The sequence below is a fragment of the Oxynema mangrovii CENA135 genome (assembly GCF_016632315.1).
Taxonomy (GTDB): domain Bacteria; phylum Cyanobacteriota; class Cyanobacteriia; order Cyanobacteriales; family Laspinemataceae; genus Oxynema; species Oxynema aestuarii.
Genome location: NZ_JAEOXH010000001.1, coordinates 313298 through 338819, shown reverse-complemented (window position 1 = coordinate 338819; position 25522 = coordinate 313298). Strand labels below are relative to the sequence as shown.

Here is a 25522-nt window from a genome sequence, read left to right as displayed (position 1 = left end):
TGGCGGGGGAAAGCGGGGTCGATTTCCCCGGGGGGCCCGCCAAAAGTCTAGAACCTTTACAAATCAATAGTTTTCGAGTTTTTGAGTGCCTCGGTTGGCCGAAGGCCAACGGCTGAAACGGGGGTTTGAGTAGACTCCCGCCAAAAACCGCTTACCGAAGCCCTCTGGGTGTACGTTTCAGCACCCGGTCTTTCAATTAACTGAATCCCGGCAACGGGATTGAAACTAGACTTGAAATCGACGCGAAAGCTTGCTGTAGCTTTCAATTAACTGAATCCCGGCAACGGGATTGAAACTTAGAGAATCCGAACGAGAATCCGAAGAGAGAGAACTTTCAATTAACTGAATCCCGGCAACGGGATTGAAACGACAGAAAGTATCCCGAAAATCGCTGTGACGACACAACCTTTCAATTAACTCAATCCCGGCAACGGGATTGAAACTTCTTTATCTTCGAGTCCCCATCGCACTCGATCTTGCAAGTGAACCAATCCCCTGAAGGGGATGGCAAGCCCTCGATCGCCATCAAAAAAGACCGCCGGAACGGTCTCTCTGTTCGTATTCGCGCACGACTCATCGATTACTCAGACATCGATCGCCCGTTCAAGCAAACACTACGGGACGACTGTTACCGAAAATTTCGTGTAACTTCACCACCGATCCGATCGCCGCGATCGCCGGAGCCTCAAACCCCGTTTCCTCCACCTGCCGCACGATCGAGCCGATCGTGCCGATCAACTCCTCCTGCTCGATGCGAGTACCCCAACGAATCAAGGCGATCGGCGTTTCTGGGGACAAACCCGCCTTTTGTAACTCCCGAGTAATATAGGGTAAATTGTGAATCCCCATATAAATGACGATCGTTTCCGAACCGTGGGCGATCGCCGACCAATTCACCTCGGGTCGGTACTTCCCCGCCGCCTCGTGGCCCGTCACGAAGGTCACCGACGAGCTGTAATGACGGTGAGTCAAGGGAATCCCCGCATAAGCAGGCGCCGCAATTCCCGCCGTTACGCCGGGCACCACTTCCACCGGAACCCCCGCCGCGATTAAATCTTCCATCTCCTCGCCGCCGCGACCGAACACAAACGGATCGCCCCCCTTCAGACGCACCACCGCCGCGTGAGTGCGCGCCTTCTCAATTAAAATCCGCGTCGTTTCCTCTTGCTTGAGGGAATGACGACCCCGACGTTTTCCCGCATCAATCCGCTCCGCCTTCGGGTTGATCGTCTCCAGAATTTGCGGACTGACCAACGCATCGTAAACCACCACATCCGCATATTCCAGTAGAGTTTTGCCCTTGAGGGTGAGCAAACCGGGGTCTCCCGGTCCCGCACCGACTAAATAAACTTTACCCACGCAACGGATCTGTTCGCTCTGATTCATAACGATCGCCAAAAGATAGACTTCCCCTCGCTCTGTTCACTCAACCATCAAATTACCAAAATCACTGGAAACCTCGATCGCCGCTCAACACCCCAAGGCGATCGCCTGACTCGCGCCGCCATTGCCCCCAGAGTAAAATTCGCTTCTGCGTGCCATCGTATCCTTAATTACCACTCCGCCCAGAGTATGATTTTAATGCATCGACTTGATGAAATTTCTGCACGATCGACGAGCCGACAACTCGGCGCGATCTCAACGGCAGATCTTGAGGGTCGCTCCCTTATTTTAAAACGATTGACCGGAGAGCGATCGCCCCTTCCGCCGTCCGTCCCCCCCGATTCCCCTTCCATCGCCAATCTCAATCCTAAATTCTAAAATGGGATTGCGCCGACCCTTACCCGTACGAATCGATGGAATTAGACGCCTTTTTCAAACTGCATTGCGATTTACCCCAAGAAGGCCCCGGAAGTGACGAAGCCACCTTAGACGCCTTGCGGCGCCTGCCTCCCCTTCCCAGTGGCTCCCGCGTCTTCGATCTCGGCTGCGGTCCGGGACGGCACACCCTCGTTTTAGCCCGGGCGCTCGACACGCGGATCGTGGCGGTAGACTTGTACAAACAGTTTTTAGTCCAATTGCGCGAAGCGGCGACCGAAGCCAATTTGAGCGATCGCATCGAAACTCGCGTCGGGGATATGAGCCAACTCGACGAACCCCCGGAAAGTATCGATTTAATCTGGTCGGAAGCAGCAGTTTACACGATCGGCTTTGAGCGAGGTTTGCGCTACTGGCACTCCCTACTCAAACCTGCCGGATTCGCCGTCGTTAGCGAAGCCACCTGGCTCGATCCGACGCCACCGCCGGAGGCGATCGCCTTTTGGGCGCAAGAATATCCCGAAATGACCGATATTTCCAGCAATCTCGAACTCGCCACCCAGGCGGGTTACAAAGTTTTCGACCATTTTGTTTTAAACCGCGCCGCCTGGGACGCCTATTACGACCCGTTGCGCGATCGCGTGCGCTACTGGCGAACCCAACCCAACTTAGATGAAAATTTTCTCCAAGTTCTCGACGAGACCGAACGGGAAATCGAAGTGTTCGATCGCTACGGCGACTGTTTCGGTTATGTCTTTTATTTAATGCAAAAAATTTAATGCACAATTAATGCACAATTAATGCAAAAAAGATCGACCCAAAACCGATTTAAAAACATCCATATAGCCTAACGGAAAGTGATACCGATTTTCAAAAATAATGAGAGAGATCGAGGGTTTATAAAAATGACATGAGGCATAAAGCCTCGTCACTGAGCGTGCGACGTGCTGACGTCAAGACAAGGGCTTTCCTAGGGGAACAGAAGAGGGATATTTTTAAATTGATTTAAAATTGCCAATTCGGGGGAGAAAACAAGAGTTGTTCGGCAGTCGCTGCATCGATCGCCTTAGCAAAAAAGTAACCTTGTCCGAATTGACACCCCAAATTTTTAAGCATCTTGGCTTGGGTGGCAGTTTCGACCCCTTCGGCGACAACTTGCATGGCCAGATTTTGGGATAAAGTAACGATCGCCGTGACAATTTCTAAGTTTTTATTCCCTTCCTGCAAGCGGCGAATAAAGGAGCGATCGATTTTCAAACTATCTACGGGGAAATGGTGCAAATAACTCAACGACGAATATCCGGTGCCGAAATCGTCGATACACAGTTGAATCTGACGTTGTCTGAGTTTTTGTAAAACTTTGTTCGCGGCTTCGGGATTGTCCATAATCGCGCTTTCGGTAATTTCTAATTTCAAGCGGCAACTGTTGAGGTCGGTTTCGTCGAGGATTTCATCAATTTTCTCGATTAAATTCGCTTGAGAAAACTGTTTGACGGACAAGTTGACGCTGATGCTCAATTCTTCGGCGAGGGATAAGCCAGTGTCGAGCAAACATTGATTTTGCCATTGGTGGAGTTGGTGACAGGCTTGACGCAAAACGAGCAAGCCAATCGGAACGATCGCCCCGGTTTCTTCGGCGGCGGGTATAAACTCCCCGGGGGAAATAAAACCGCGTTTGGGATGTTCCCAACGCACGAGTGCTTCAAAACCCTCGATTTGTCCGGTTTGCAAGGAAACGATCGGTTGGTAGTAGACGACGAATTCTTCCCGTTCGATCGCGAGACGCAGGTCGGTTTCGAGTTGCAATAAGGTGACGGCGCGCTGGTGCATGTGTTGGTCGAAAACTTGATAGCGCGCTTTTCCGAGGGCTTTGGCGCGGTACATGGCGTTATCGGCATCGCGCAGGACGTGTTCGGGTTGGGTGTAGCTGGGACAACCGAGAACGATCCCGATGCTGACGTTGATAAACACTTCGTAATCGTCGAGTTGAAAGGGTAAGGTCAGCGCGCTTTGAATGGTTTCGGCGAGTTCGGTAGCTTCTGTGAGATCGGCGATCGGGTCGAGTAAAATGGTGAACTCGTCACCCCCCAAACGGGCGAGGGTGTTGAGGCGATCGTTGGGGTGGGGAAGGGTGCGATCGAGTAATTCTTGCAAGCGTCGGGCGATCGCGACGAGGAGGCGATCGCCGAATAAATGACCGAGGGAGTCGTTAATCACTTTAAAGCGATCGCAGTCGAGAAACAACACTGCAAAGCAGTCCTCTCGGTCGGGCTGGGTCCGGGCGATCGCCGTTTCTAACTGTTTTAAAAACAACGTCCGATTCGCCAGTCCGGTGAGGGCGTCGTGAGATGCCATATAAATCAGCTTCTGTTCGATACGCTGGCGTTCGCTGATTTGCCGTTCTAACTCTTGATTGGCGGCTTGCAGTTGGGCGGTACGCTGGTGGACGCGCCGTTCGAGTTCGCTGTTGAGTTGGCGCACTTGCGCTTTTGCCTTACGAATCGTCAGTTGATTTTCGACCCGGACTAACACTTCTTCTAAATGAAACGGTTTGCTGATGTAATCGACTCCGCCGACGGTAAACGCTTTGACTTTATCGAAGACCGCATCTAAAGCGCTCAAAAAAATCACCGGAATTTCGTGCATTTGCGGATCTTCTTTCAAACGGCGACAGACTTCGTAACCGTTCATATCCGGCATTTTAATATCGAGCAGAATCAGATCCGGCGGGGCGGCTTTAGCTCCCATCAACGCCATGCGACCGCTAATTGCATTGCGGACTTTATAGCCGCGTTCCATCAATGCTGCCGATAACAAACGCAAGTTTTCCGGTGTATCGTCAACAATTAAGATGTTGGCTTTCCATGTATCCCCTCGATCGCTATTCATAACTGGCTGTTGAGTGTCGAGTTAGAGTCCCGATGGTAATAAATCCCAGAAAAATTGTGAAATTGCCGATCGCACTTCAAGGTTGAATTCTATCAATGGCGATCGCCCGAATTTCTCGACCTTTCTGGAGTAGAGCGATGGCGGGCGATCGCGATTTCCCCTGCAAACCGCCTTAGACTTTAGATCTTATCGGGTCGTGCGGAAATTGGCGAAATTCCGATCCCGTTGCCGATTCCATCGCCGTATCCTAACTCGATCGGTCTGTCTCTGGTTCGGTTAACTCGACGAGGCGATCGAAGCGAAAATTTTCGACCAATTGGGCGATCGCCCGGGCTAAATCCGCCGATTCTGGCGGAATTTCGGCGATCGATTCCTCGATCAGTTCCGCATCGAGTTGTTGCGCCCGTTCGTGCAAGCGCGCCACCCACTCGTCAGGCATCACCGCAAACGCGGCGCGATCGAAACTCGCCGTACTCGGCAATGCTTCGCTTTGCGGGCGATCGCCCTCGCGATCGGCCACTTCCTCGTAAACGTACTCCACCCCCAAATATTCGGCAATTTTGCCTAAAATCGTCTCCCCCCGAAACGGTTTGCGGACGAAATCATCGCACCCCGCCGACAACACCAGAGCCCGTTCTTCGTCAAACGCACTCGCCGTGAGGGCGATAATCACCGTCGCCTGTCCTTTCAGATGAGATTTAATCTGTTGGGTGGCTTCGTAACCGTCCATGACGGGCATTCGCATGTCCATCCAAATTAAATGGGGTTGCCACGCTTCCCAAATCTCCACTGCCTCTCGACCGTTGAGGGCTTCGCGCACTTCAAATCCCAACGGTTCGAGCAGTTTGAGCAACAATTGCCGATTCGCCCACCGATCCTCGGCAATCAAAATCCGATAGGGGCCTTGATGGGGGGCCAGGGCGATCGCCTGTCGGGTCGGTCCCTCGGCGACGATCTCCGAAGGGTGCGCAGCTTCGGCTTCTATGTCGAACTCGAACGTGGTTCCCCGTCCCACTGTCGAACGAACCCGGATCTCGCCGCCCATCAGTTGCACGAATTTTCGAGAAATCGGCAACCCCAATCCGGTTCCCTGTTGGGATTGTCGCCCGGTTTCCGTTTGCACGAACGGATCGAATAAGCCGTCGAGTTCTTCCGGGGCGATCCCCGGTCCGGTATCTTCAATTTGGAACTGGAGACAGTAGGTATCGGGACGGGCGTGCAAGAATTCGGGAATCTCGCTCAAATTCGGGCAATCGGTGGGACTGACGCGCAGGGTGACGCTGCCGTTTTCGGTAAATTTAATCGCATTGCCGAGTAAGTTAATCAGGACTTGACGTAATTTATTTTCGTCGGTTCGCAAATATTGGGGAACCGTCGGATCGCGATCGCAGATCAATTGCAACCCCCGTTCCCCCGCGCGCAATTGAAAGATTTCTTCGAGACTGTCGAGCAAACGATAAAGGTCGAAACTATTGGCATTGAGAATGACTTTACCCGCTTCAATTTTCGACATTTCTAAAACATCGTTAATTAAGGCGAGTAAATGTTCTCCCGAACGGCTGATAATACCGACGTATTCGCGCACTTGCGACATCGAACTCGGGCGATCGTCGCGCAAGAGTTTTTCCATCAGTTGAGTAAATCCGAGAATCGCATTCAGGGGCGTGCGTAACTCGTGACTCATGTTCGCCAGAAACTCACTTTTCGCCCGATTGGCCGCTTCTGCCGCTTCTTTAGCCTGCTCGATCGCCGCTTCGGCTTGTTTGCGTTCGGTGATGTCCATTGCGGTTCCCAACAGGCGCACCACCTTCCCCGTCCCGTCGCGGACGGCTTGTCCTCGGGCTTCGAGATGGCGGATCGCCCCGTCCGATCGCACGATCCGAAAATCGAATTGATACGAAGTTCCTCGGGCGATCGCCTCGGAAATCGTTTTTTTCCAAAAGGGCAAATCTTCGGGATGGATTTGCTGCAAATGCTCGCTCAAGGTCGGCGCCGGATCGTCGATCCCGAAGCCGAAAATCCGCAGCAACTCGGTAGACCAGGCGATCGTTTCGCTGCCGACGTCAAACTCCCAATTGCCGATGTGAGCGATTTCCTGGGCCGTCGCCAACGATGCCTCGCTGCGTCGCAATCGTTCTTCCGCCACCTTGCGATCGCTGATATCTTTACTCACCGCTAACAAGCATTCTTCTCCCCCCACTCGAATCCGTTCGGCGGAGAGCAACACGGTGCGAATTTTGCCGGATTGGCTGCGGTAGGCGATCTCGCAATTGCGAATCGCGCCGTCTTCTTGCAATCGATGTCTCACGAACTGGGGCATTTCGGGATCGATCCACAAATTTAACTCTCCCGGGGTGCGACCGATCGCTTCGGAACGGCTATATCCGGTGAGCAGACAAAAACTTTCGTTCACGTCGAGATAGCGTCCGTCGGACAAGCGGGTGAGAGCGATCGCGTCGGGACTGGACCGAAATGCTTTAGAAAACTTTTCTTCAGACACCCGCAACGCCCCTTCTGTCGCCGCCCGAATGCTAATTTCTCGGCGCAGTTCTTCCGTGCGCTCCCTCACTTTTAGTTCCAACGTGCGCGAATAGTCTCCGAGACGGTCGTAAAGCCGCGCATTTTCGATCGAAATCGCCGCCTGTGCGGTCAGCAGACCCAACACCGCAAGCCGTTGCGGCGTAAACGCTCCCGTTGCCAAGTTATTGTCTAAGTATAAAACCCCGATCGCCTGACCTTGCCCTTGAATGGGCATACATAAAATCGATTTCGGTTGGTAGCGCTGAATATAAGGATCTCCGGCAAACATCGATTCTTGGGCCGCATCCGCTAACACCACCGTTTCCCCGGTTCGCATCGCGTAATGAATCGGCGAAATCGGCAGGCGATCGCTCGTTTCGAGTGCAATTCCCTGACGCACTGCCACTCGATCGCCCTGGGCTTCTCCCCACGCCTCGATCGCCAATCCCCCCTCTCCTTCGAGGATCAAGCCGCCCAACTGCGCCCCCGCATTTTCTAAAATAATTTGCATCAATTTCGCCAAAAGGCGATCGAGAACGATTTCCCCGCACAGGGCTTGAGACGCCTTCATCACCGTATTCAAATCGAGGGCGTCCGTACTCTGAGACCCGGTGGTGGACAGGGAGTGAGCCGTTGACGCGGTAGTGTCCGACGGCGATCGCCCCAGCAGGCTCGGATATTGACGCTCTAAGTGAGCTACTTTGCGTGAAGCTCCCCACCGTAGATAACCGTAGCGCGCATCTTCTAAGTAAGCCCGGGCAATTTTAGATTTTCCTCGGTTTAAATAGAACAGGGCCGCCCGTTCGTTGGCGAGGGCTTCTTCTTGGAAAAATTCTCCACTTTTTGCCCCTTCGATCGCGCGATCGTAAGCGTCCGTAGCGGCGCGATCGTTACCGAGTAAACTTTGTAATTCGGCTTCGATTAATTCCCATTTATGCAAGTGGTTGGTCGGCGCAAAACTCGCCCAAGTTTCTAATTTTTTCTGAATTTCTCTCACTCTTTCCAGTTGGGGCGATCGCGCGCTGTTTTCGCCGTTAGTCGCCACCGCTAACCGGGCTAAAGCCGAATAGAAATAGCATAATGGAATTACGAACGTTCCCGTTTCTCCATCGAGATAAGATTCGGCACGATCCGCATTTTCGAGGGCTTTGTCGGGGCGATCGAATAGATAGCTGAGAATCAGTTGGTGCAGGTAAATTTTACAGGTTCCACTGCGATCGTTCGCCGCGATGATTTGGGCGATCGCCTCCCGCGCCGACTCCCCTGTTTCTAACTCCCAAGCCGGGGCGATCGTCTCGTCTATATTGTCGCATAAATTGGCAATAGCTTGCCCGTACAAACATAAATGATTGAAGGCTGTTTCTTGTTTGAACTGTTTTAAAGCTCGGGCATAACTAGTAATTTCTGACTGGAGCTTTTCCAAACTTTGCCCCGCAAAATAACCGTGAGCGCAATAATTTAAAATTGCATAAGAACCGTATTCTAAATCTCCCGTTTCCAACCCGCTATTATAGGATTGCCTCAACGGTTCGATCGTCGCGCGGATCGGCTCTTTCCAATGGCGGATATTGTTATTGACCACCATCGAAGTTCGCGTTTTAATTTCTTTAGTCGGCGATCGTTCCAATAAATTTAATGCCAAATTACCAAATTGATAGCCCGCCTCAATATTGCCAACTATTCCGCATAAAATTAAACCGTAAGTCGCATAAGCGTAAGGAGAAATAAACTCATTTCCATAACGAATTGACAACTGTAACAGGTTAAAAACAACTGAAGGTAACAACTGCGGCATTGCCCGAAAACACGGCGAAAAAATCCCCGATAACAAGCGCAAAGCTGCCAATTTATAAGGATCTTCCATCGCAGGCAGCTCGATCAAACTGGCAATTTCTCCGTCTTCCCAGAGGGTAAATGTTTCTAATAATTCTGCTTCGATCGTTTCGGGGGTCGGATTTTCTGGTAAATAAATTTCGAGCAGTTGTAAACGATTTAAGGCGATTTGTATGGCTTCAGTCAAGCGATTTTGAGCCGCATAGGCTTGAATTAAAATTTGGTCGGCGCGGACGCTATCGAGGAGGGTGTGCGCGCGATCGCCTACGGTACAGACCCAGGTTTCCATGCTTTCAAAATCGCCACTGACGTAAGCAGTTTCTGCCGCTTCAATATAGAGATCTAAAGTAAAATTATAATCGCTTTCCCAGCTCTCTGTTGCGAGCAGATCGATCGCAGTCTTAAAATAAGTAAAAGCACTTTGATAAGCGGCTGCATTTTTAGCTCTTTTCCCTGCGATTAAATTGAGTTCGGCGAGTTCTTGTCTGCGTTGGCGATCGCCGACGAGAAGAATAGCAAGATTGAGGTGATTGACGATTTGAAAAATATGCTCTTCTCGTTTGTTTTCCGGCGTATTAGCCAGCAGAAATAAGCCAATTTTTTCGTGTAATCGTTGACGATCGCTTTGCGAGAGTAAACTGTAAGCAGCTTGGCGGATGCGATCGTGAGCGAACTTACATTCGGGGATAGAAACGCGATCGTCTTGCCCTTGTTTTACAGCAAATTCCCATGCTTTTAAATTGCCGAGGGGAAATAACAAACCTCGGGCGATTGCCGGATTGAGATCGGCGATCGTCTCCGTCTCTGACTGCTCGCAAATATGCGCGAGAGTGGCCAAATTGAAAGGGTTACCAATACAAGCTGCTGTGGTTAATAAGGTTTGAGTCTTTTTGGGAAAACGCTGAATTTGTCCCGAAAGGAGTTCGACTAAATTATCGGTAATTTCTCGCCTTTGAATTTCTTTAAAATTCCACTGCCAACGGTGAGTCTCGCGATCGAAATAGAGGAGGCGATCGTCGTACAGTGCCTTAAGAAATTCGCTGACAAAAAATGGATTTCCTTGAGTTTTAGCAACGGTTAGTTCGGCTAATGGCAGACAGTAAGTAGGCGGACAATTTAAAGTATCGGCAATTAACAGATTGATATCTTCTAACTGCAAAGGTTCGAGATGAATGCTATTGATTCTTACTCCTGCTTCTTGTAATTTATTTAACATCCCGGTTAAAGGATGAGTCGGCGAAACTTCACGATCGCGATAAGCCCCTATCAAGAATAATCCAGATTCGAGTCCGAGAGTTAAGCGCTCAATTAACTGTAAACTCGCCAGATCGGCCCATTGTAAATCGTCGAGAAATAGAACGATCGGATGCGGCGATCGTGCAAAAGTTTGGATGAACTTGTGAAAGAGAAGATTAAAACGATTTTGCGCTTCCCTAGGCGGTAAAACCGGAACTTTCGGCTGAGTTCCCACAATTAATTCAAGTTCGGGAATTACTTCGGCGATAACCCCACCGAGATCGCCTAATGTAGTGCGAAAAAGATCGCACCATTGACTCAGTGGAGTTTCATTTTCACTCAATAATTGTCGCAGTAAATCTGAAAAAGCCCGGGCGATCGCGCTATAAGGAATATTGCGATGATAAGGGTCAAATTTTCCAGAGATAAAATAACCATGACGTTCGGTAATTGGTTTGTAAATTTCTTGGACTAAAGATGTTTTACCAATTCCCGAATAACCGGAAATTAAAAAGAGTTCTCCCGGCGGGAAATCAGCTCGATCTCCCGCCGTGGCGATCGCCCGTTCGGGAAAGCAAGTGCTGCGAATAAAACCATCGATCAGCACTGCCAGTTCTCGCGATCTTCCATAAAGTTTTTGAGGAACTTGAAATTTAGCGGCGCGATCTTTTTGGGCAATTTTAAATGCTTTAATCTCTCCTGTTTCTGAAAGTTGCTGCCGACATTGTTGTAAATCTGCTTCAATTCCTTCGCAGCTTTGATATCGATCTTCTGCATTTTTTGCCAATAGCTTTAAAACAATCGCCGCCAGAACGGGCGGAATTTCGCGATCGATTTCATGGGGAGAAACTGGCGTTTTTGCTAAATGAGCGTGAACCAATTCGATCGCATCATTTCCTACAAACGGCAATTGACCTGTCAGTAACTCGTAGAAGGTCACTCCGAGAGAATAAAAATCTGTCCGATAGTCCAACAAGCGATTCATCCGTCCGGTTTGTTCCGGGGACATATATGCTAACGTCCCTTCTAGAATCTGGGGATTTCTAAGGGGCTGAGTTTCGCGATCGACGGTCGTCGAAATGCCAAAATCAATAATTTTTAAAAGATCTCGTTCTGGATTCCAAATAATATTAGAGGGGTTGAGATCTTTGTGAATGACTCCTGCATGGTGAATCACTCCCAAAGCACGCACAATTTTTAAAGTAATTTCAATAAATTCTAGCAGGTTAAAAGATTGAATTTGAAATAGTTTGCGTAGGGATTCGCCGCCAAAATCCTCTAAAATAATAGCGAGACTATTTTCATGGTTTTCGATACCGTAAGCTTGGATAATCTCGGGACTTTGAAAATGGCGAATAATATCGTATTCTTGTTGGTAGCGACTGAGTTCTGAGGGGCTGGGATGGGCGCCTTTCAGTAATTTGATAACAACCGGGCGATCGCCTTCGATTTGCCATCCTCGATAAATCAGCGAACCCGAACTATCGTAAATCGGAGTACAGTTGCGATATCCAGGCAGAGAAAGCATAATCTAAAGTGAACTCAAGCGAAAAAAGGTGTGAGCAACGAGCAATCTATCGGGGATTGCTTGCTCTACTAGGGTAACAAATTAAAATCGAAAATGGCGATCGTCCGCAAAATCTCTTGCAGCGATTTTTAAGTCAATTCAGCCACGGGCTTTCTCTATTTCTCGATCGTTTTTTTTCGATAAACTCTGGGATTCCTTGCCGTTAGCCGATACAATGAATGAGTTGTTTAAATGGGTTGAGTACAACCCTCGTGCGATCGTGTCGGCTACCTCTCCTACTTTTCTCCTCGTTGACGGTCATTCCCTGGCTTTTCGCGCCTATTACGCCTTTGCAAAAGGGCGCGATGGCGGTTTGCGAACTCAAAGCGGAATTCCCACCAGCGTCTGCTACGGTTTCCTCAAAGCCTTGCTGGAAGTGATGGACGAGTACCAACCGCAAGCGGTCGCCATTGCTTTCGACTTAGCCGAACCGACCTTTCGCCACGAAGCCGATACAAACTATAAGAGCGATCGGGCCGAAACTCCAGCCGATTTACTGGTGGAAATTCCCAACTTGCAAGAACTGTTGCGAACCCTCAATTTGCAAGTCATTACTCAACCCGGTTACGAAGCCGACGACATTCTCGGAACCCTCGCTACCCGCGCCAGTCAAGAAAATTATACTGTAAAGATCCTCAGTGGCGATCGCGATTTATTTCAATTAGTCAGCGACGAAGATCGCATTTGCGTTCTCTACCTCAGCCCGGGTAAAGGCAATAAAACTACCGAATTTCACCCGGAACAAGTTGTCGAAAAACTCGGAATTAAACCCGAGCAAGTTGTCGATTATAAAGCCCTCTGTGGCGACAAATCCGATAATATTCCCGGGGTTAAAGGGATTGGCGAAAAGACGGCGGTCAAGCTGCTGACTCAATACCACACCTTAGAGGGAATTTATGAGGAGATCGATACGATAAAAGGCGCCAATCAAAAGAAATTGAAAGGCGATCGCGATGCTGCTTATCACTCCCAACATTTAGCAAAAATTGTCCGGGATATTCCCTTAACTTTATCCTTAAAACAGTGCCACCTTCAAGGCTTCGACACCGAAAAAATTCAGCCTCTCTTTGAAAAATACGAGTTTCACTCCTTCCTCGAACAAATCGATCGCCTCCAACAGCAATTTGGCGGTCAAGCGACCCCTAAATCGAGTCAAGAGCGATCGCAAATTTCCCCCGATCTCAACCCCGAGGATACCTGGTTTTTTAGCGCCGAAGATACCGCAACATCCCAACAACAAGCCCGCGATGCCAATCCTATCGATCCTCAAATTATCGATACCTACGAACAATTAAATCGCTTAGTCGAACAGCTAAAAACCTATACCGATCCCGAATATCCCGTCGCTTGGGATACGGAAACCACCGACCTCGAACCCCGAGACGCCCAATTAGTTGGAATTGGCTGTTGTTGGGGCAGTGGCAAAGAAGACCTCGCCTATATTCCAATCGGCCACAAACACGGCAAAAATTTAGAGTTAAATCGGGTTATAACTGCCCTAAAACCGATTTTAGAAACGGCGGATTATCCCAAAACCTTACATAACGCTAAATTCGATCGCGCCATCTTGCACTGTCAGGGAATCGAACTCGACGGGGTCACTTTTGAAACGATGTTAGCCAGTTACGTTCTCAACCCCGAAGGAACCCATAATTTAGCTTATTTAGCTCAGGTATATTTAAACCTCAGCGCTCAAAGTTATAAAGATTTAGTTCCCAAAGGCAAAACGATCGCCGATCTCGGCATTCCCGAAGTGGCGAACTACTGCGGGATGGACGTTCACAGCACCTATTTACTGGTGTCCAAACTGCGCGCCGAACTGCAAGATAGTCCCAAATTGTACGAGGTTTTATTAAAGATAGAGCAGCCTTTAGAACCCGTATTAACGCAAATGGAATCGGTGGGAATTCGCATCGATACGGAATATTTAGCCAGACTTTCTGACGAGTTAGAAGAAAAATTGAGCGCGATCGAAAATCGGGCTTACGGTGTTGCTGGAGAAACCTTTAATTTAGGATCGCCGAAACAACTCAGTGAAATTTTATTTGAAAAATTGGGATTGAATCGGAAAAAGTCGAGAAAAACGAAAACAGGCTATTCTACCGACGCCGCCACCTTGGAAAAGCTGCAAGGCGACCACGAAATTATCGATCTGATTCTCGAACATCGCACCTTATCCAAACTGAAATCGACGTATGTGGACGCTTTACCGCAATTAGTGAGGGCAGATACCGGACGAGTTCATACCGATTTCAATCAAACTGCAACGGCGACGGGTCGCCTGTCTTCCTCGAATCCTAACTTACAAAATATTCCCATTCGCACGGAATTTTCCCGCCAAATCCGACAAGCATTTTTACCGGAAAAAGATTGGTTGCTGGTTTCGGCGGACTATTCTCAAATTGAGTTGCGAATTTTGGCTCATTTAAGCCAAGAACCCGTACTGATTTCGGCGTATAAAAATAATGAAGATGTCCATACTTTGACGAGTAAATTGTTATTTGAAAAAGAGGACATTAGTTCGGAAGAACGGCGAGTCGGTAAAACGATCAATTTCGGCGTTATTTACGGAATGGGGGCGCAACGGTTCGCGCGATCGATCGGAGTAAGTACGGCGCAAGGAAAAGCGTTTATCGATCGCTTCTACGATCGCTATCCCAATGTTTTTGAGTATCTAGAAACGGTTAAAAAAGAGGCGATCGCGCGCGGTTATGTCGAAACAATTTTTGGACGTCGCCGCAATTTTTACTTTGCCGGAGAAAGCCTCCAGAAGCTTAAAGGAACAGATCCGGCGGCGATCGATTTCGACGATATGGAACGCATGAACTATCAAGATGCGGGTCTGTTGCGCGCCGCCGCCAATGCGCCCATTCAAGGATCGAGTGCGGATATCATCAAAATCGCAATGGTGAAAATTGACGAACTTTTACAACCGTATCAAGCGCGTTTGTTGTTGCAAGTCCACGATGAATTAGTGTTTGAAGTTCCCCGCCAAGAATGGGAGGAATTACAACCAAAAATTAAAGAGATGATGGAAAAAGCTGTAGAACTTACCGTCCCTCTCGTGGTCGATATTCATGCTGGAGAGAATTGGATGGAAGCGAAGTAATACCGTTTTTCTAAACCCTCGATCTCTCTCTCATTATTTTTGAAAAACGGTATACACCAGTTTTTGCTGTTCTGCGGTACATTTCGATTCCCCTAAATCCCCCTTATTAAGGGGGATTTAGGGGGATTTAAGGGGGGTTGGGGGGATCTTTGCCTCTTGTACCTCATGACAGCGCGAATTGCTGTAAGAAAATATATGGCGTTTTTTGCGATCGTCAATTGAATCCGATCTAGGGGCGAAACAGGTTTCGTTCCTACCGTTCTCTCCTCCGGTCAATTAAAGCGCTTCCAACCGATCGCCCACGGCTAAATCGCCACTGGTTAATACTTTGGCTAAAACCCCAGTTTGACAATGTCCGTAACGGTCTTTTAATAAGCTTAATAAGCCTAAATCCCGATCGCCCGTTTCCGGATCGACTTCGATGTTCGGACAGCGCCCAATTCTGGCAGCAATCTCGATTTTTGCTTCCCCGAGTTGCCACGTTTTCCCAACCCAATTAAACTCTTCCCAGGCTTCTACCCCATCGATGAGAATATTGGGGCGAAAACGGCGGACATCTACGCTTTTTCCACAGGCTTCGCTGAGGGCGTCGAGGGTGGCTTGACTTAAGATTGAAATATGAACGGGATGGCGATCGGGATAGCGGGTTTTGCCCTTACTATTTCCCACTAATTTAAGGGGACTTTTTTGCGGATGTCGCGCTTCTGGAGTCGGTGTTAATCCGGCGAGGTATCCGGTAAAAAATTGGCCGATGCGATCGCGATCGCCTTCGTCTTCTAAACTGGCGGCGAGTAAGGGATTGCCCTCGATCGAAACAGTCAAAATTTCGCGATCGTGCCGACAGTTTAACGCCGCCAATCCGGGCCAATCATTTTGCATGGCGAAATGCCCTTTACTCAGCCATTCGACCGTCATTTCCGGTGTTGCTTTTCCCGGATCGACAAACATTAAAGCGAAGGCGCGATCGCCGGGAATCCCCCAATCCCGTTCCAAGCGGGCGCGATCGTGAGTTTGTGGAGTTAACCCTTTAATCGGATAAGTAAAAATCTGTTTGACTCGTGCCACGATCGCCTCCTCTCCCTCAAGTAACGCGAAAAAATTAAGAATATAAGCAATCTAAAATCTAAAATCTAAAAGCTAAAATCTAAAACTTCACGATGTTTTATTCGACAAACTTTGAAAGTACAACGTTCCCGCCGTCGCTAAAAACAGAACGTAGGCGATCGCCTGAGCTAAATACAGGTGCGATCGATAACCGAATAACGCTTTGAAAACGACGCCGGGAAAGCGATCGTCCGGCAAAAATGCGGTAGTATCCCACACTTGCGGTCCGAGAAGACACGACGCCGCCCCCGACGCGCAAATCTGGGCATATTGCGGGTCGAGACTGGAGAGAACCGCCGCCGCCGCGTTGATATTTTTTAAGGCAGAAATTACTAATCCCGAAACGATCGCCAGTAACAGAATTCCCATGATTTGAAAAAAACGGCGCAGGTCAATTTTTACGCCCCATTCAAACAGTAAAAAACCGATCGCCACCGCACCCAGCAAGCCGAAAATTGCGCCTAAAACGGGAGCTAAACCTTGCTCGAATTGGGCGGTAATAAACACGACGGTTTCAAACCCTTCGCGCAAAACGGCAATAAAAACGAGGGTGAACACTCCCCATCCCGCACTGTGCCAAATCTTGGGGCGTTCCCGATCTTCCCGTTCCGGTTTGACCGCCGCCTTCACCGCCGTTTCGATCTCTCCTTTGAGAGATTTGGCTTGTTGGGTCATCCAAATTAACATCCAACTGAGCATGGCGATCGCCACCAGGCAAAAACCCGCTTCTAACAAGGGTTTCAGCACTGGGGCGTAAGTCGATCGCGATCTCGCGACCGCCTGCAGTCCGGAAACAAACAAGGCCCCGATCCCCGCACTGGCGATCGCGCCGCCGCCAACCCCCGCATAGACCCAGGGATTGAGATCCCGCGCCTGCGCTTTACTCAAACACGCCAACACGATTCCCACGACTAACGCCGCTTCGACCCCTTCGCGTAACGTCACCAAAAACGTCGGTAAAGCTGCAGACCACTCCATAATTACCGCTCCATATCTCAACCCGACAAACATCAAACCCGCCCCGGCGAGTTATCTATTCTTGAAGAATAGAAGCAACGGGAAAAGAAGAATCGATCGCCGGAGAATTCGATCTCAAAAACGCGGGATCTCGATCCCCTCCTTTTCGCTGAAATTAGCTGAAATCTCGCAGCATCTTTTTCAGTTCGATATTGTGCAGCTCTTCCGTACCGATCATCGTGCGCGCGAATTCTTCGAGATAAACGCTGGCATTTTCGACGGTTTCGAGCAAGTCTTTATACAATTCGAGGGCTTTGCGTTCGTGATTGACACTCTCTTCGAGAATATCTTTCACCGCATGTTTGTAAGTTTCTTCCATCGGGGCAATGCGTAAGGTGGGGTGACCTTCCAAACCCGTGAGAATTTCGCCGACTTGTTGGGCGTGGGTGAGCGATTCCGTCGCCTGCATCTTGAAAAATTCCACAATTGGGATCCGGTTCGGTCCGGTCACCATCAGGGAGTAATGAGTGTAGCGCACGACTCCCGCCAACTCGAATTCCATAATCGTGTTGAGCAAGTCGATGGTTTTTTTCACGTCAAGATCTTTCATGTTTCTGGGGTTTTGACGAAGGTATTAACTATATTTGAGCATTTTTCGAGTCGTTTACTCAAGAGCTAGCGGCAGATTGGAGCGATCGAAGAGCGGATTGAGGACGAAATTGCGAAACTACAAAGTTCCTACCGTCGCCCACAACAACCGATCGCCCACCACTTGGACGATATATCCCTCTTCTGTTACTCTAGGAAAACTCCGATCTTGACTTAATTCTAGAACCCTTACAGGGTAGGCGATCGCGACGCATTTTCCTAGACGCATTTTCTTCATAGAGACTCAAAAATCGGGTCGGAGTCGTCTAGGTCTCTCCCGATCGCGGATACGGCGATCGCTATCTCCGACAATAACTGAAGAGGGATATTTTAAGCTTGCTTGGATAGCATTCTAGAATTCCTCAACTGGAACCAGGAGATGTTGTTCTTATTAACAAGACCAGCTCTCATCAATCAGCCCCAGTTCGAGAACTCATAGAAAAAGCTGGATGTAGTTGATTATATTGACCAACTTCTTCTCTGGATTTAAAAAAAATAGAACAGGGTTCTTTCTTAAAAACTCGATGAAACAGAGAATTCACCCATTTGACAGTCTTCCAAATTGTCTTGATGCAGCCTTTCGAGAATATCCTCATATATTTGCGTAATGGGATATCGTCCTCAAACAAGCCAAAAAAAAACGCCCACGAGGTGGGCGTTGCCATCAGGGTGCATCTACTCACCCCAGTATAACCCCAGGAAGGGTGAAACCCCACACCCCTGTTAACAAATCTTTACAAAGAGACCGTTGCGCACGAAAACGCGCCCCGATACGAACCCTAAAACGGTCCGGCAGCGATCGCCGAATTCGCCATCTTGACGAGGTTTTCGGGTTTTCCCGCCTTCAGACCCACCGTATAGCGTCCCCCGTTTTGTTCCCAAGACAGGGTAGCGTCGGAACAGTTCGCCGCACAGACCGCATCGACAAAATAACCGGAGATCCCGTTATCGAGGGGAACGGTTTTACCTTCTAAAGGGGGGAGGTCTGGGGTGAGTTGCGCTCCGGTCACTTCTCCGAGACGGCACGCCGTTCCCCCAGTACAATCGGGGGTGAAGGCCAACATCACCCGATATTGAGACGGATTGGCCGTTTCTAAAATGGCGTAAACCTCAGTAGCGCCATCGCCGCCAAAGAGATAATCGGGTAAAAGAACCGGAATCCCTGCTTGTTGTTTGAGCTCCGGTAAAATCGGTTCAAAAACGGGGTTGGGAATGGGAGAACGTTGAGCCGTCGTGGCGGGATTGGCAGGATTATTGGCGGAGTTGTCGGCGCTATTGTAAGTTGAGGTCGGAACGGACTGCGAGGGTGGCGTGGCCTCTGGCGTCGGCGTGACAGTTGGCTGGGAGGGCGTCGTCGCGGCGGTACAGGCCGACAAGAGCAAAGTCAGGGTACAGGCGATCGATTTGAGTTTTGGCATCGTCTTAGAAATGGGTGGAAAGGGGCGGTTGCTTTTGTTTAAAAGGTAAAAAAAGTTTAAAAGTCTGGAGATTGGGGTTTGACTTTGGAAAATCTGAGGGTTTAAAATAACGCATCTTATTTTAAAAACGCCTACAGAAATCATCATTTTCTCAGCGTGAAAATGGCGATCGCCAAAAAACAAAAGACGATCTTTCTAAATTTATCTCCTTAGAAAGAATCCCGCGAGTCGATCGCCACCATAAATTTTTGAGTTAAAATTTGGCAAATCTCTAGAAATCGAGGCACGGCGATCGCCACCCGGTAGAAACCGACCCCAGACTTATGCTCGATCGGAATCGCTGTCTGTAACCCAACATACCGATTTTAGTGGTTTTGCCAAAAAAATCTCGATCTTCGCCAACAATCGAGTCATTTTCCGATCGTCTCAAAAGCGATGGCTTTCCCCAAAGTCCAACGGCGACGATCCCACCGCGTTCGCAACCTTCAAGACCCTCAAGCTAAAAACGCAACTGGTGGCACGAAAACCGAGAGTTTTGCTATGCTAAAGGGCAAAGTACCAGAAGGGAACAGGTTATAAGCCCCGTGCCTAATCACAGAGGCTTCTAGGATCCATAACAGATAACCCGTTTGACCCGAGTTCTGAGTTCTGCACTCCAGAGCGAAGAACTAGCGGAAGCTCTAGAGTCGGGACTTGAAACTCAAACTTCAGGGGGTGAGTCAAAAGCAAAAATGGGGACAAGAGAAGCAGAGGATCGCAAAATTAACATCAAATCGAATCTCATACTTTCTCAAAAACCCCAAGGGGTGATTTTAGCGGAGGCGGTGCTTCCTTACAATACCCAGAAGGGGAGTTTGTACGCGCCAAATGTGTCGGTAGTGGGAATAAACCATGTTTGAACGCTTCACAGAAAAAGCCATTAAAGTGATCATGCTGGCCCAGGAGGAAGCCCGTCGCCTGGGACATAATTTTGTCGGAACGGAGCAGATCCTCTTGGGTCTTATCGGAGAAGGAACGGGCGTTGCCGCCAAAGTTCTCAAGTCGATGGGGGTCAACCTCAAAGACGCCCGCATTGAGGTCGAAAAGATCATCGGTCGGGGTTCGGGCTTTGTCGCGGTAGAAATTCCCTTCACACCTCGGGCCAAGCGCGTTCTGGAGCTATCTTTAGAAGAAGCGCGTCAACTCGGTCACAATTACATCGGCACGGAACACCTGCTGCTGGGATTGATTCGCGAAGGCGAAGGCGTTGCGGCGCGGGTCTTGGAAAACTTAGGCGTGGATCTGTCTAAAGTCCGCACTCAAGTGATTCGGATGTTGGGAGAAACGGCGGAAGTGACCGCCGGATCGAGCAATGCCCGGACGAAAACGCCGACCCTCGACGAATTTGGGGCAAACTTGACCCAAATGGCTGCCGAAGGCAAATTAGACCCGGTGGTCGGGCGTCAGAAAGAAATCGAGCGGGTGATTCAGATTCTCGGACGGCGGACCAAGAACAATCCGGTGTTGATCGGGGAACCGGGGGTCGGGAAAACGGCGATCGCCGAAGGGCTGGCCCAACGGATTGCCAACAACGACGTGCCGGATATTTTAGAAGATAAGCGCGTCGTCACCTTAGATATCGGCTTACTCGTCGCCGGAACGAAATATCGCGGAGAATTTGAGGAACGCCTCAAGAAAATCATGGACGAAATCCGCTCGGCGCGGAACGTGATTTTGGTGATTGACGAGGTGCATACCCTGATCGGCGCCGGGGCCGCAGAAGGGGCGATCGACGCGGCGAATATTCTCAAACCCGCCCTCGCGCGTGGGGAACTGCAGTGCATCGGCGCGACCACCTTGGACGAATATCGCAAGCATATCGAGCGCGATGCCGCCTTAGAACGGCGCTTCCAGCCCGTGATGGTTGGCGAACCGAGCGTGGAAGAAACGATCGAGATCCTGTTTGGACTGCGCGATCGCTACGAACAACACCACAAATTAAAAATTGCCGACGAAGCGTTAGAAGCGGCGGCGAAACTGTCCGATCGCTACATCAGCGATCGCTACTTACCGGACAAGGCGATCGACTTGATCGACGAAGCCGGATCCCGAGTGCGCCTGATCAACTCGCAATTACCGCCTGCGGCGAAAGAACTCGATAAAGAGTTGCGCCAGGTGTTGAAAGAGAAAGACGACGCCGTGCGATCGCAAGACTTCGATCGCGCCGGGGAACTGCGCGATCGCGAAATGGAAATCAAATCCCAGATTCGGGCGATCGCCAGCAGCAAAAAAACCGACGGCAGCGCCGATCTCTCGCCGATGGTCACCGAAGAAGACATCGCCCAGATCGTCGCCAGTTGGACCGGAGTCCCGGTTAACAAACTCACCGAATCCGAATCCGAAAAGCTGCTGCACATGGAAGACACCTTGCACCAGCGCCTCATCGGACAGGAAGAAGCCGTCAAAGCCGTTTCCCGCGCCATCCGTCGCGCCCGAGTCGGCTTGAAAAACCCCAACCGTCCGATCGCCAGCTTCATCTTCTCCGGTCCGACCGGGGTCGGGAAAACCGAGCTGACCAAAGCCCTCGCCTCCTACTTCTTCGGTTCCGAAGAAGCGATGATTCGCCTGGACATGTCCGAATATATGGAACGCCACACGGTGTCCAAATTGATCGGGTCTCCTCCGGGTTACGTCGGTTATAACGAAGGCGGTCAACTCACCGAAGCCGTCCGGCGCCGTCCCTACACCGTCGTGTTGTTCGACGAAATCGAGAAAGCGCACCCCGACGTGTTCAACATGTTGCTGCAAATTCTCGAAGACGGGCGCCTCACCGACGCCAAAGGTCGCACGGTGGACTTCAAGAACACCTTATTGATTATGACCTCGAACATCGGGTCGAAAGTGATCGAGAAAGGTGGCGGCGGTTTGGGCTTCGAGTTTGCCGAAGACCAAGCGGACGCGCAATACAACCGCATTCGCAACCTGGTCAACGAAGAACTCAAGCAATACTTCCGTCCGGAATTCCTCAACCGTCTCGACGAGATCATCGTCTTCCGCCAGTTGAACAAAGAGGAAGTCAAAGAGATCGCCGAAATTATGTTGCGCGAGGTCTTCTCGCGACTGACCGAGAAAGGAATTACTTTGGAAGTTACCGAAGGGTTCAAAAATCGGTTGGTCGAAGAAGGGTACAATCCCAGCTACGGCGCGCGTCCGTTACGTCGCGCGATCATGCGGCTGTTGGAAGATAGCCTCGCCGAAGAGATTCTTTCCGGTCGGATTCAAGAAGGCGAAACCGCTTTAGTCGATGTAGACGAAGAAGGGAAAGTCCAAGTCGGACCGAAAGAAGAGAATCGCGAATTGATGCCCCAAACGGCGGATTCGTAATCCGGGCGATCGCCCCCTTGGCGAAAGCCTCAAAGATTAAACGATCGAAAGGGTAGAGATTGGAAGATCTCTACCCTTTTTAATGGAGTCGCTATCAGTGGCTCGCTATTTTAGGCGTTTGAATGGGAAAAATCGCTTTAACAGCGATTGAAAGAATGCGAAATTAACGTAAAAAGCTAGTTGCTAACCACATTGCAAAGAACGTAAATCCGGCGGCGATCGCGTCCGGGGAGAGCAGCACCCCCATCGAACCATGCAATAAATTACCCAACGGAGTTCCCAGAACTAAACCCAACGTCAGCGAGATGACCGCAATGGTGACCGCACGACCGAACTTATTTTCCTTACGATTGAGAAAATAAAGGCTAAATCCGACGCCAACAGCTAACGCCAGGGGCGCCGAACTAGGTTGAAATAACGTCAGAGCGCTCAAGCCGAGAAAAATCCCACCCGGCCAGAGGATATCGGGCTGCGAAGGCGTATCGAGGAGATTTTGCAACCAAGCCGGAGCTTCTTGGGTCGGTGGCGTCGGGATTTTCGTCGGGATGGTCGTCGTTCTTTCTGGAAAACGAATCCCTTCAGGAACCTTGATTTTCCCTTCTTGACGCTGCTTGAGTCGGAGCATCAGAATTTCGTCATAAGCCGCTTCGATGCTTTCAACCCGTTTGGGATCGCCACTGTGTTCTTGCATCAGGCGATCGCGAGCGTCTTGTATTTCCTCAAACGAGGCATCTTCTTTTAAACCAAGCTGTTCGTAGCAACTGTACTCGCTCATCGGATTTTTATTCACCTCTTATTCAAACTAACTTAGCCAGGTCGAACTTTACAAGTCCTGTCTACGGCTCAACCCTCAGCCTCGCTTGACAAATAGTAACAATAGCGACGGGGGTTGTTATTGAGGATCGGCGATCGCCCAACTTGGCGGTTCGGATCGGCTTACTCAAATCCGATTTTGTACAAAAGATGTCTACTGGTCTCGAACCGGATTGCCGATCGCGATCTAGAGTACTCTTCCCTTCAAGCGTAGCAACCCATTGAAGCAGATCGGCGTTGCTCGTCGAATAGATGATTTGAGATCGAGCGTCGAACGAGAGCGGCATCTGACGCCCCTTGCTTCCAGCTAAAATTTGATGGCTTCGCGATCTTCCTTACCACTTAAGATAGAGAAATTCACGGCGATCTGCTTAGGAGCCGCGCGATCGCCACGGCAAGGAAGAGATTAAAGCTTGTCGAGCCCGCCAGTCGGTCTCCTTAATCTTTCCCCTGACTGACAATCGCCGACCATTGCACCTTTTTCTGTCCGTCGCGGCGATAAGAAAAAAACTTGTCCGGTTCTTGGTAAGTACAGTGGGGGGCGATCGCCACATGGGCCGCCGGAACGCCGAGTTGTTCCACCTGCAAGGCGATCGCCCGGCGCACGTCCAAACGCACCCGTTCCGGTTGGGGATCTTCTAAAATCGGCGGTTGCGGTAATTGGTAAATCGCATCTAGAGAAAAATTTTCCGGAATTGTATTGACAATCGTCGCGCAAACCCGAGCGGCGACCTCCTCGGAAACTTGGTAAACTTCTCCCGCGATCGCCGGACCGATCGCCAACCGTAAATGGTGCAACTCGCTGCCTTGACGTTGGAACTTGACAATCGCCTCCGGCACGATTTCGGCTGCCGTCCCGCGCCATCCCGCATGGACTGCCGCCACCTGGCCCGTGCGCTCGTCCGCAATCAGAACCGGAGCGCAATCCGCCGTACAAACCCATACCGACTGTCCCGCTTCCGTCGTCAACAAGCCGTCCCCTTCCGGTCGAGATTCGCCAACTGGGGAGGCTTCCAGCGCCGTTTCCGGCGCATCCGGCGTCAGTCGATCGGTGCTGAGAACCGTATTGCCGTGAACTTGTTTGAGCCGATAGACCGGAGCCTCCGGGTTGAGAATGCCGACTAACTCACGGGGCGATCGCGGCCAACACGGTTGGGTAAAAAAACCGTGAGGCCATTCTTCTAAAAGAGAGCAAGTCAAATAAGGCAGATCGTTCCAACTGCGCCAATGCCAGTTATCCATATTGAGTTTAAAAAATAAATTGATTGACAATTGACGAAATCTCGTCAGAGCAGCACCCTTATTGAATCATGCCGCTCGGTCAGGCGATCGGCCTCGACGCGATCGGGCCATCGGTTAGCACGCTATTTTATGGTAACTTAAGCCACGATCTCTCAACGGTAACCGAGACGAGTGGGATTGGACAAACAAGAATTAGAACGGGCGATCGCCTCCTGGTCTCCAGAGGATCTTTTTGGCTCAACTCTCTGCGAATATGGGTTGGAATCCGGTTTTTCTCTTCATATTTTTCCCGAATTGGTCTCTACCAATCAAAGCTTGTGGAACTTAATCGAAGCGGGAGCGACAGAAGGAACCGTAGTGCTTGCCCGCCGACAAAGTGGAGGACGAGGCCAGTGGGGACGCCAGTGGCGATCGCCCGAAGGGGGACTTTATTTATCCCTTGCGTTAAGACCCGACCTCCCCGTTACTCAAGCACAGATCCTGACCTTGTGCAGTGCGTGGGGAATTGCAACCGTCTTGCGCGATCGCGACATTCCCATTGCAATTAAATGGCCCAACGATCTCGTCCTCGACCGACGGAAATTAGGTGGTATCCTGACAGAAACTCGTCTGGAAGGCGATCGAATTCACAGCGCCGTTGTCGGCGTAGGGATCAATTGGACTAACCCCGTCCCAGACCACGGCATCAACCTACATTCTTTCCTCTCTCAAAAGGCATTACCCGGGGTTGCATCTCTAGAACAGTTAGCAGCTCTGACGCTACAGGGTATGACCTACGGATACCGTTATTTTCGTCGCTACGGCGTAGAGCATCTACTGCCGTCTTACCTCAAGCTGCTAACCCACCTCGGTCGGCAGGCCATTGTAGAAGGTCGTCCCGGCATCATTACCGGAGTCAGCCCCACAGGTCAATTGCAAGTGACCTTATCGCCAACAGACCCCCCTTCTGAAAATCGATCCCGCGATCGACACCCTTCAGAAATCTTGCTTCAGCCCGGTACAATCAACCTGGGGTACGAAAATCTCTAGGCAGATTGCCCAAAGTTATGCCGGGGGACACATCAA

Annotated in this window: 15 protein-coding genes; 5 read left to right on the top strand and 10 right to left on the bottom strand. The window is 50.2% G+C overall.

What is annotated here, in order from left to right; all coding sequences use genetic code 11:
- Positions 1–603: 603 nt before the first annotated feature.
- A complete protein-coding gene (cobA, locus tag JJD41_RS01330) occupies positions 604–1386 on the bottom strand; it encodes a uroporphyrinogen-III C-methyltransferase (protein ID WP_168568784.1) in 783 nt (260 codons plus the stop codon).
- 195 nt (positions 1387–1581) lie between these two features.
- Here cobA and JJD41_RS01325 point away from each other — a divergent pair, with 195 nt between their 5' ends.
- Both JJD41_RS01325 and JJD41_RS01320 read left to right on the top strand, forming a co-directional pair.
- Entirely contained in the window at positions 1582–1761 is a 180-nt protein-coding gene (locus JJD41_RS01325; protein WP_200664376.1) for a hypothetical protein, read from the top strand.
- Positions 1762–1796: 35 nt separating this feature from the next.
- Positions 1797–2537 carry an SAM-dependent methyltransferase gene (locus tag JJD41_RS01320; RefSeq protein WP_200664375.1) on the top strand — a complete coding sequence of 247 codons (741 nt, stop codon included), beginning with the start codon at positions 1797–1799 and terminating at the stop codon, positions 2535–2537.
- Positions 2538–2763: 226 nt separating this feature from the next.
- Here JJD41_RS01320 and JJD41_RS01315 read toward each other — a convergent pair whose 3' ends face one another.
- Both JJD41_RS01315 and JJD41_RS01310 read right to left on the bottom strand, forming a co-directional pair.
- A complete protein-coding gene (locus tag JJD41_RS01315) occupies positions 2764–4647 on the bottom strand; it encodes a two-component system response regulator (RefSeq protein ID WP_200664374.1) in 1884 nt (627 codons plus the stop codon).
- A 247-nt stretch (positions 4648–4894) separates the two neighbouring features.
- The gene (locus tag JJD41_RS01310; protein ID WP_200664373.1) at positions 4895–11764 is read right to left on the bottom strand and encodes a hybrid sensor histidine kinase/response regulator; all 6870 of its coding nucleotides are present in this window, start codon (positions 11762–11764) and stop codon (positions 4895–4897) included.
- 214 nt (positions 11765–11978) lie between these two features.
- Between JJD41_RS01310 and polA the strand changes: the two genes are divergently transcribed.
- On the top strand, positions 11979–14912 hold the full coding sequence (gene polA / locus JJD41_RS01305) for a DNA polymerase I (protein ID WP_200664372.1): 2934 nt from the start codon (positions 11979–11981) through the stop codon (positions 14910–14912).
- Between the two features lie 276 nt (positions 14913–15188).
- Here the strand turns inward: polA and JJD41_RS01300 are convergent, their stop codons facing one another.
- From JJD41_RS01300 to JJD41_RS01280, 5 genes are all read right to left on the bottom strand, one after another.
- Positions 15189–15977 (bottom strand): MOSC domain-containing protein, encoded by a 789-nt coding sequence (locus JJD41_RS01300; protein WP_370583696.1) that lies wholly within the window; start codon positions 15975–15977, stop codon positions 15189–15191.
- A gap of 87 nt (positions 15978–16064) precedes the next feature.
- Positions 16065–16994: an FTR1 family iron permease gene (locus JJD41_RS01295; protein WP_200664371.1), complete on the bottom strand. Its 930-nt coding sequence runs from the start codon at positions 16992–16994 to the stop codon at positions 16065–16067.
- Positions 16995–17148: 154 nt separating this feature from the next.
- Positions 17149–17583: a ferritin-like domain-containing protein gene (locus JJD41_RS01290; protein WP_168570784.1), complete on the bottom strand. Its 435-nt coding sequence runs from the start codon at positions 17581–17583 to the stop codon at positions 17149–17151.
- 117 nt (positions 17584–17700) lie between these two features.
- Positions 17701–17850 (bottom strand): hypothetical protein, encoded by a 150-nt coding sequence (locus tag JJD41_RS01285; RefSeq protein WP_234488456.1) that lies wholly within the window; start codon positions 17848–17850, stop codon positions 17701–17703.
- Between the two features lie 550 nt (positions 17851–18400).
- A complete protein-coding gene (locus JJD41_RS01280; RefSeq protein ID WP_200664369.1) occupies positions 18401–19039 on the bottom strand; it encodes a hypothetical protein in 639 nt (212 codons plus the stop codon).
- Positions 19040–19930: 891 nt separating this feature from the next.
- On the opposite strand from JJD41_RS01280, the gene JJD41_RS01275 reads away from it, so the two are divergent.
- Entirely contained in the window at positions 19931–22402 is a 2472-nt protein-coding gene (locus JJD41_RS01275) for an ATP-dependent Clp protease ATP-binding subunit (RefSeq protein ID WP_200664368.1), read from the top strand.
- A 163-nt stretch (positions 22403–22565) separates the two neighbouring features.
- On the opposite strand, the gene JJD41_RS01270 is transcribed toward JJD41_RS01275, so the two are convergent.
- Positions 22566–23177 (bottom strand): CPP1-like family protein, encoded by a 612-nt coding sequence (locus JJD41_RS01270; protein ID WP_200666970.1) that lies wholly within the window; start codon positions 23175–23177, stop codon positions 22566–22568.
- A 476-nt stretch (positions 23178–23653) separates the two neighbouring features.
- The gene (gene pgeF, locus JJD41_RS01265; protein ID WP_200666968.1) at positions 23654–24457 is read right to left on the bottom strand and encodes a peptidoglycan editing factor PgeF; all 804 of its coding nucleotides are present in this window, start codon (positions 24455–24457) and stop codon (positions 23654–23656) included.
- Between the two features lie 171 nt (positions 24458–24628).
- On the opposite strand from pgeF, the gene JJD41_RS01260 reads away from it, so the two are divergent.
- Positions 24629–25486 (top strand): biotin--[acetyl-CoA-carboxylase] ligase, encoded by an 858-nt coding sequence (locus tag JJD41_RS01260; RefSeq protein WP_200664367.1) that lies wholly within the window; start codon positions 24629–24631, stop codon positions 25484–25486.
- Positions 25487–25522: the final 36 nt, after the last annotated feature.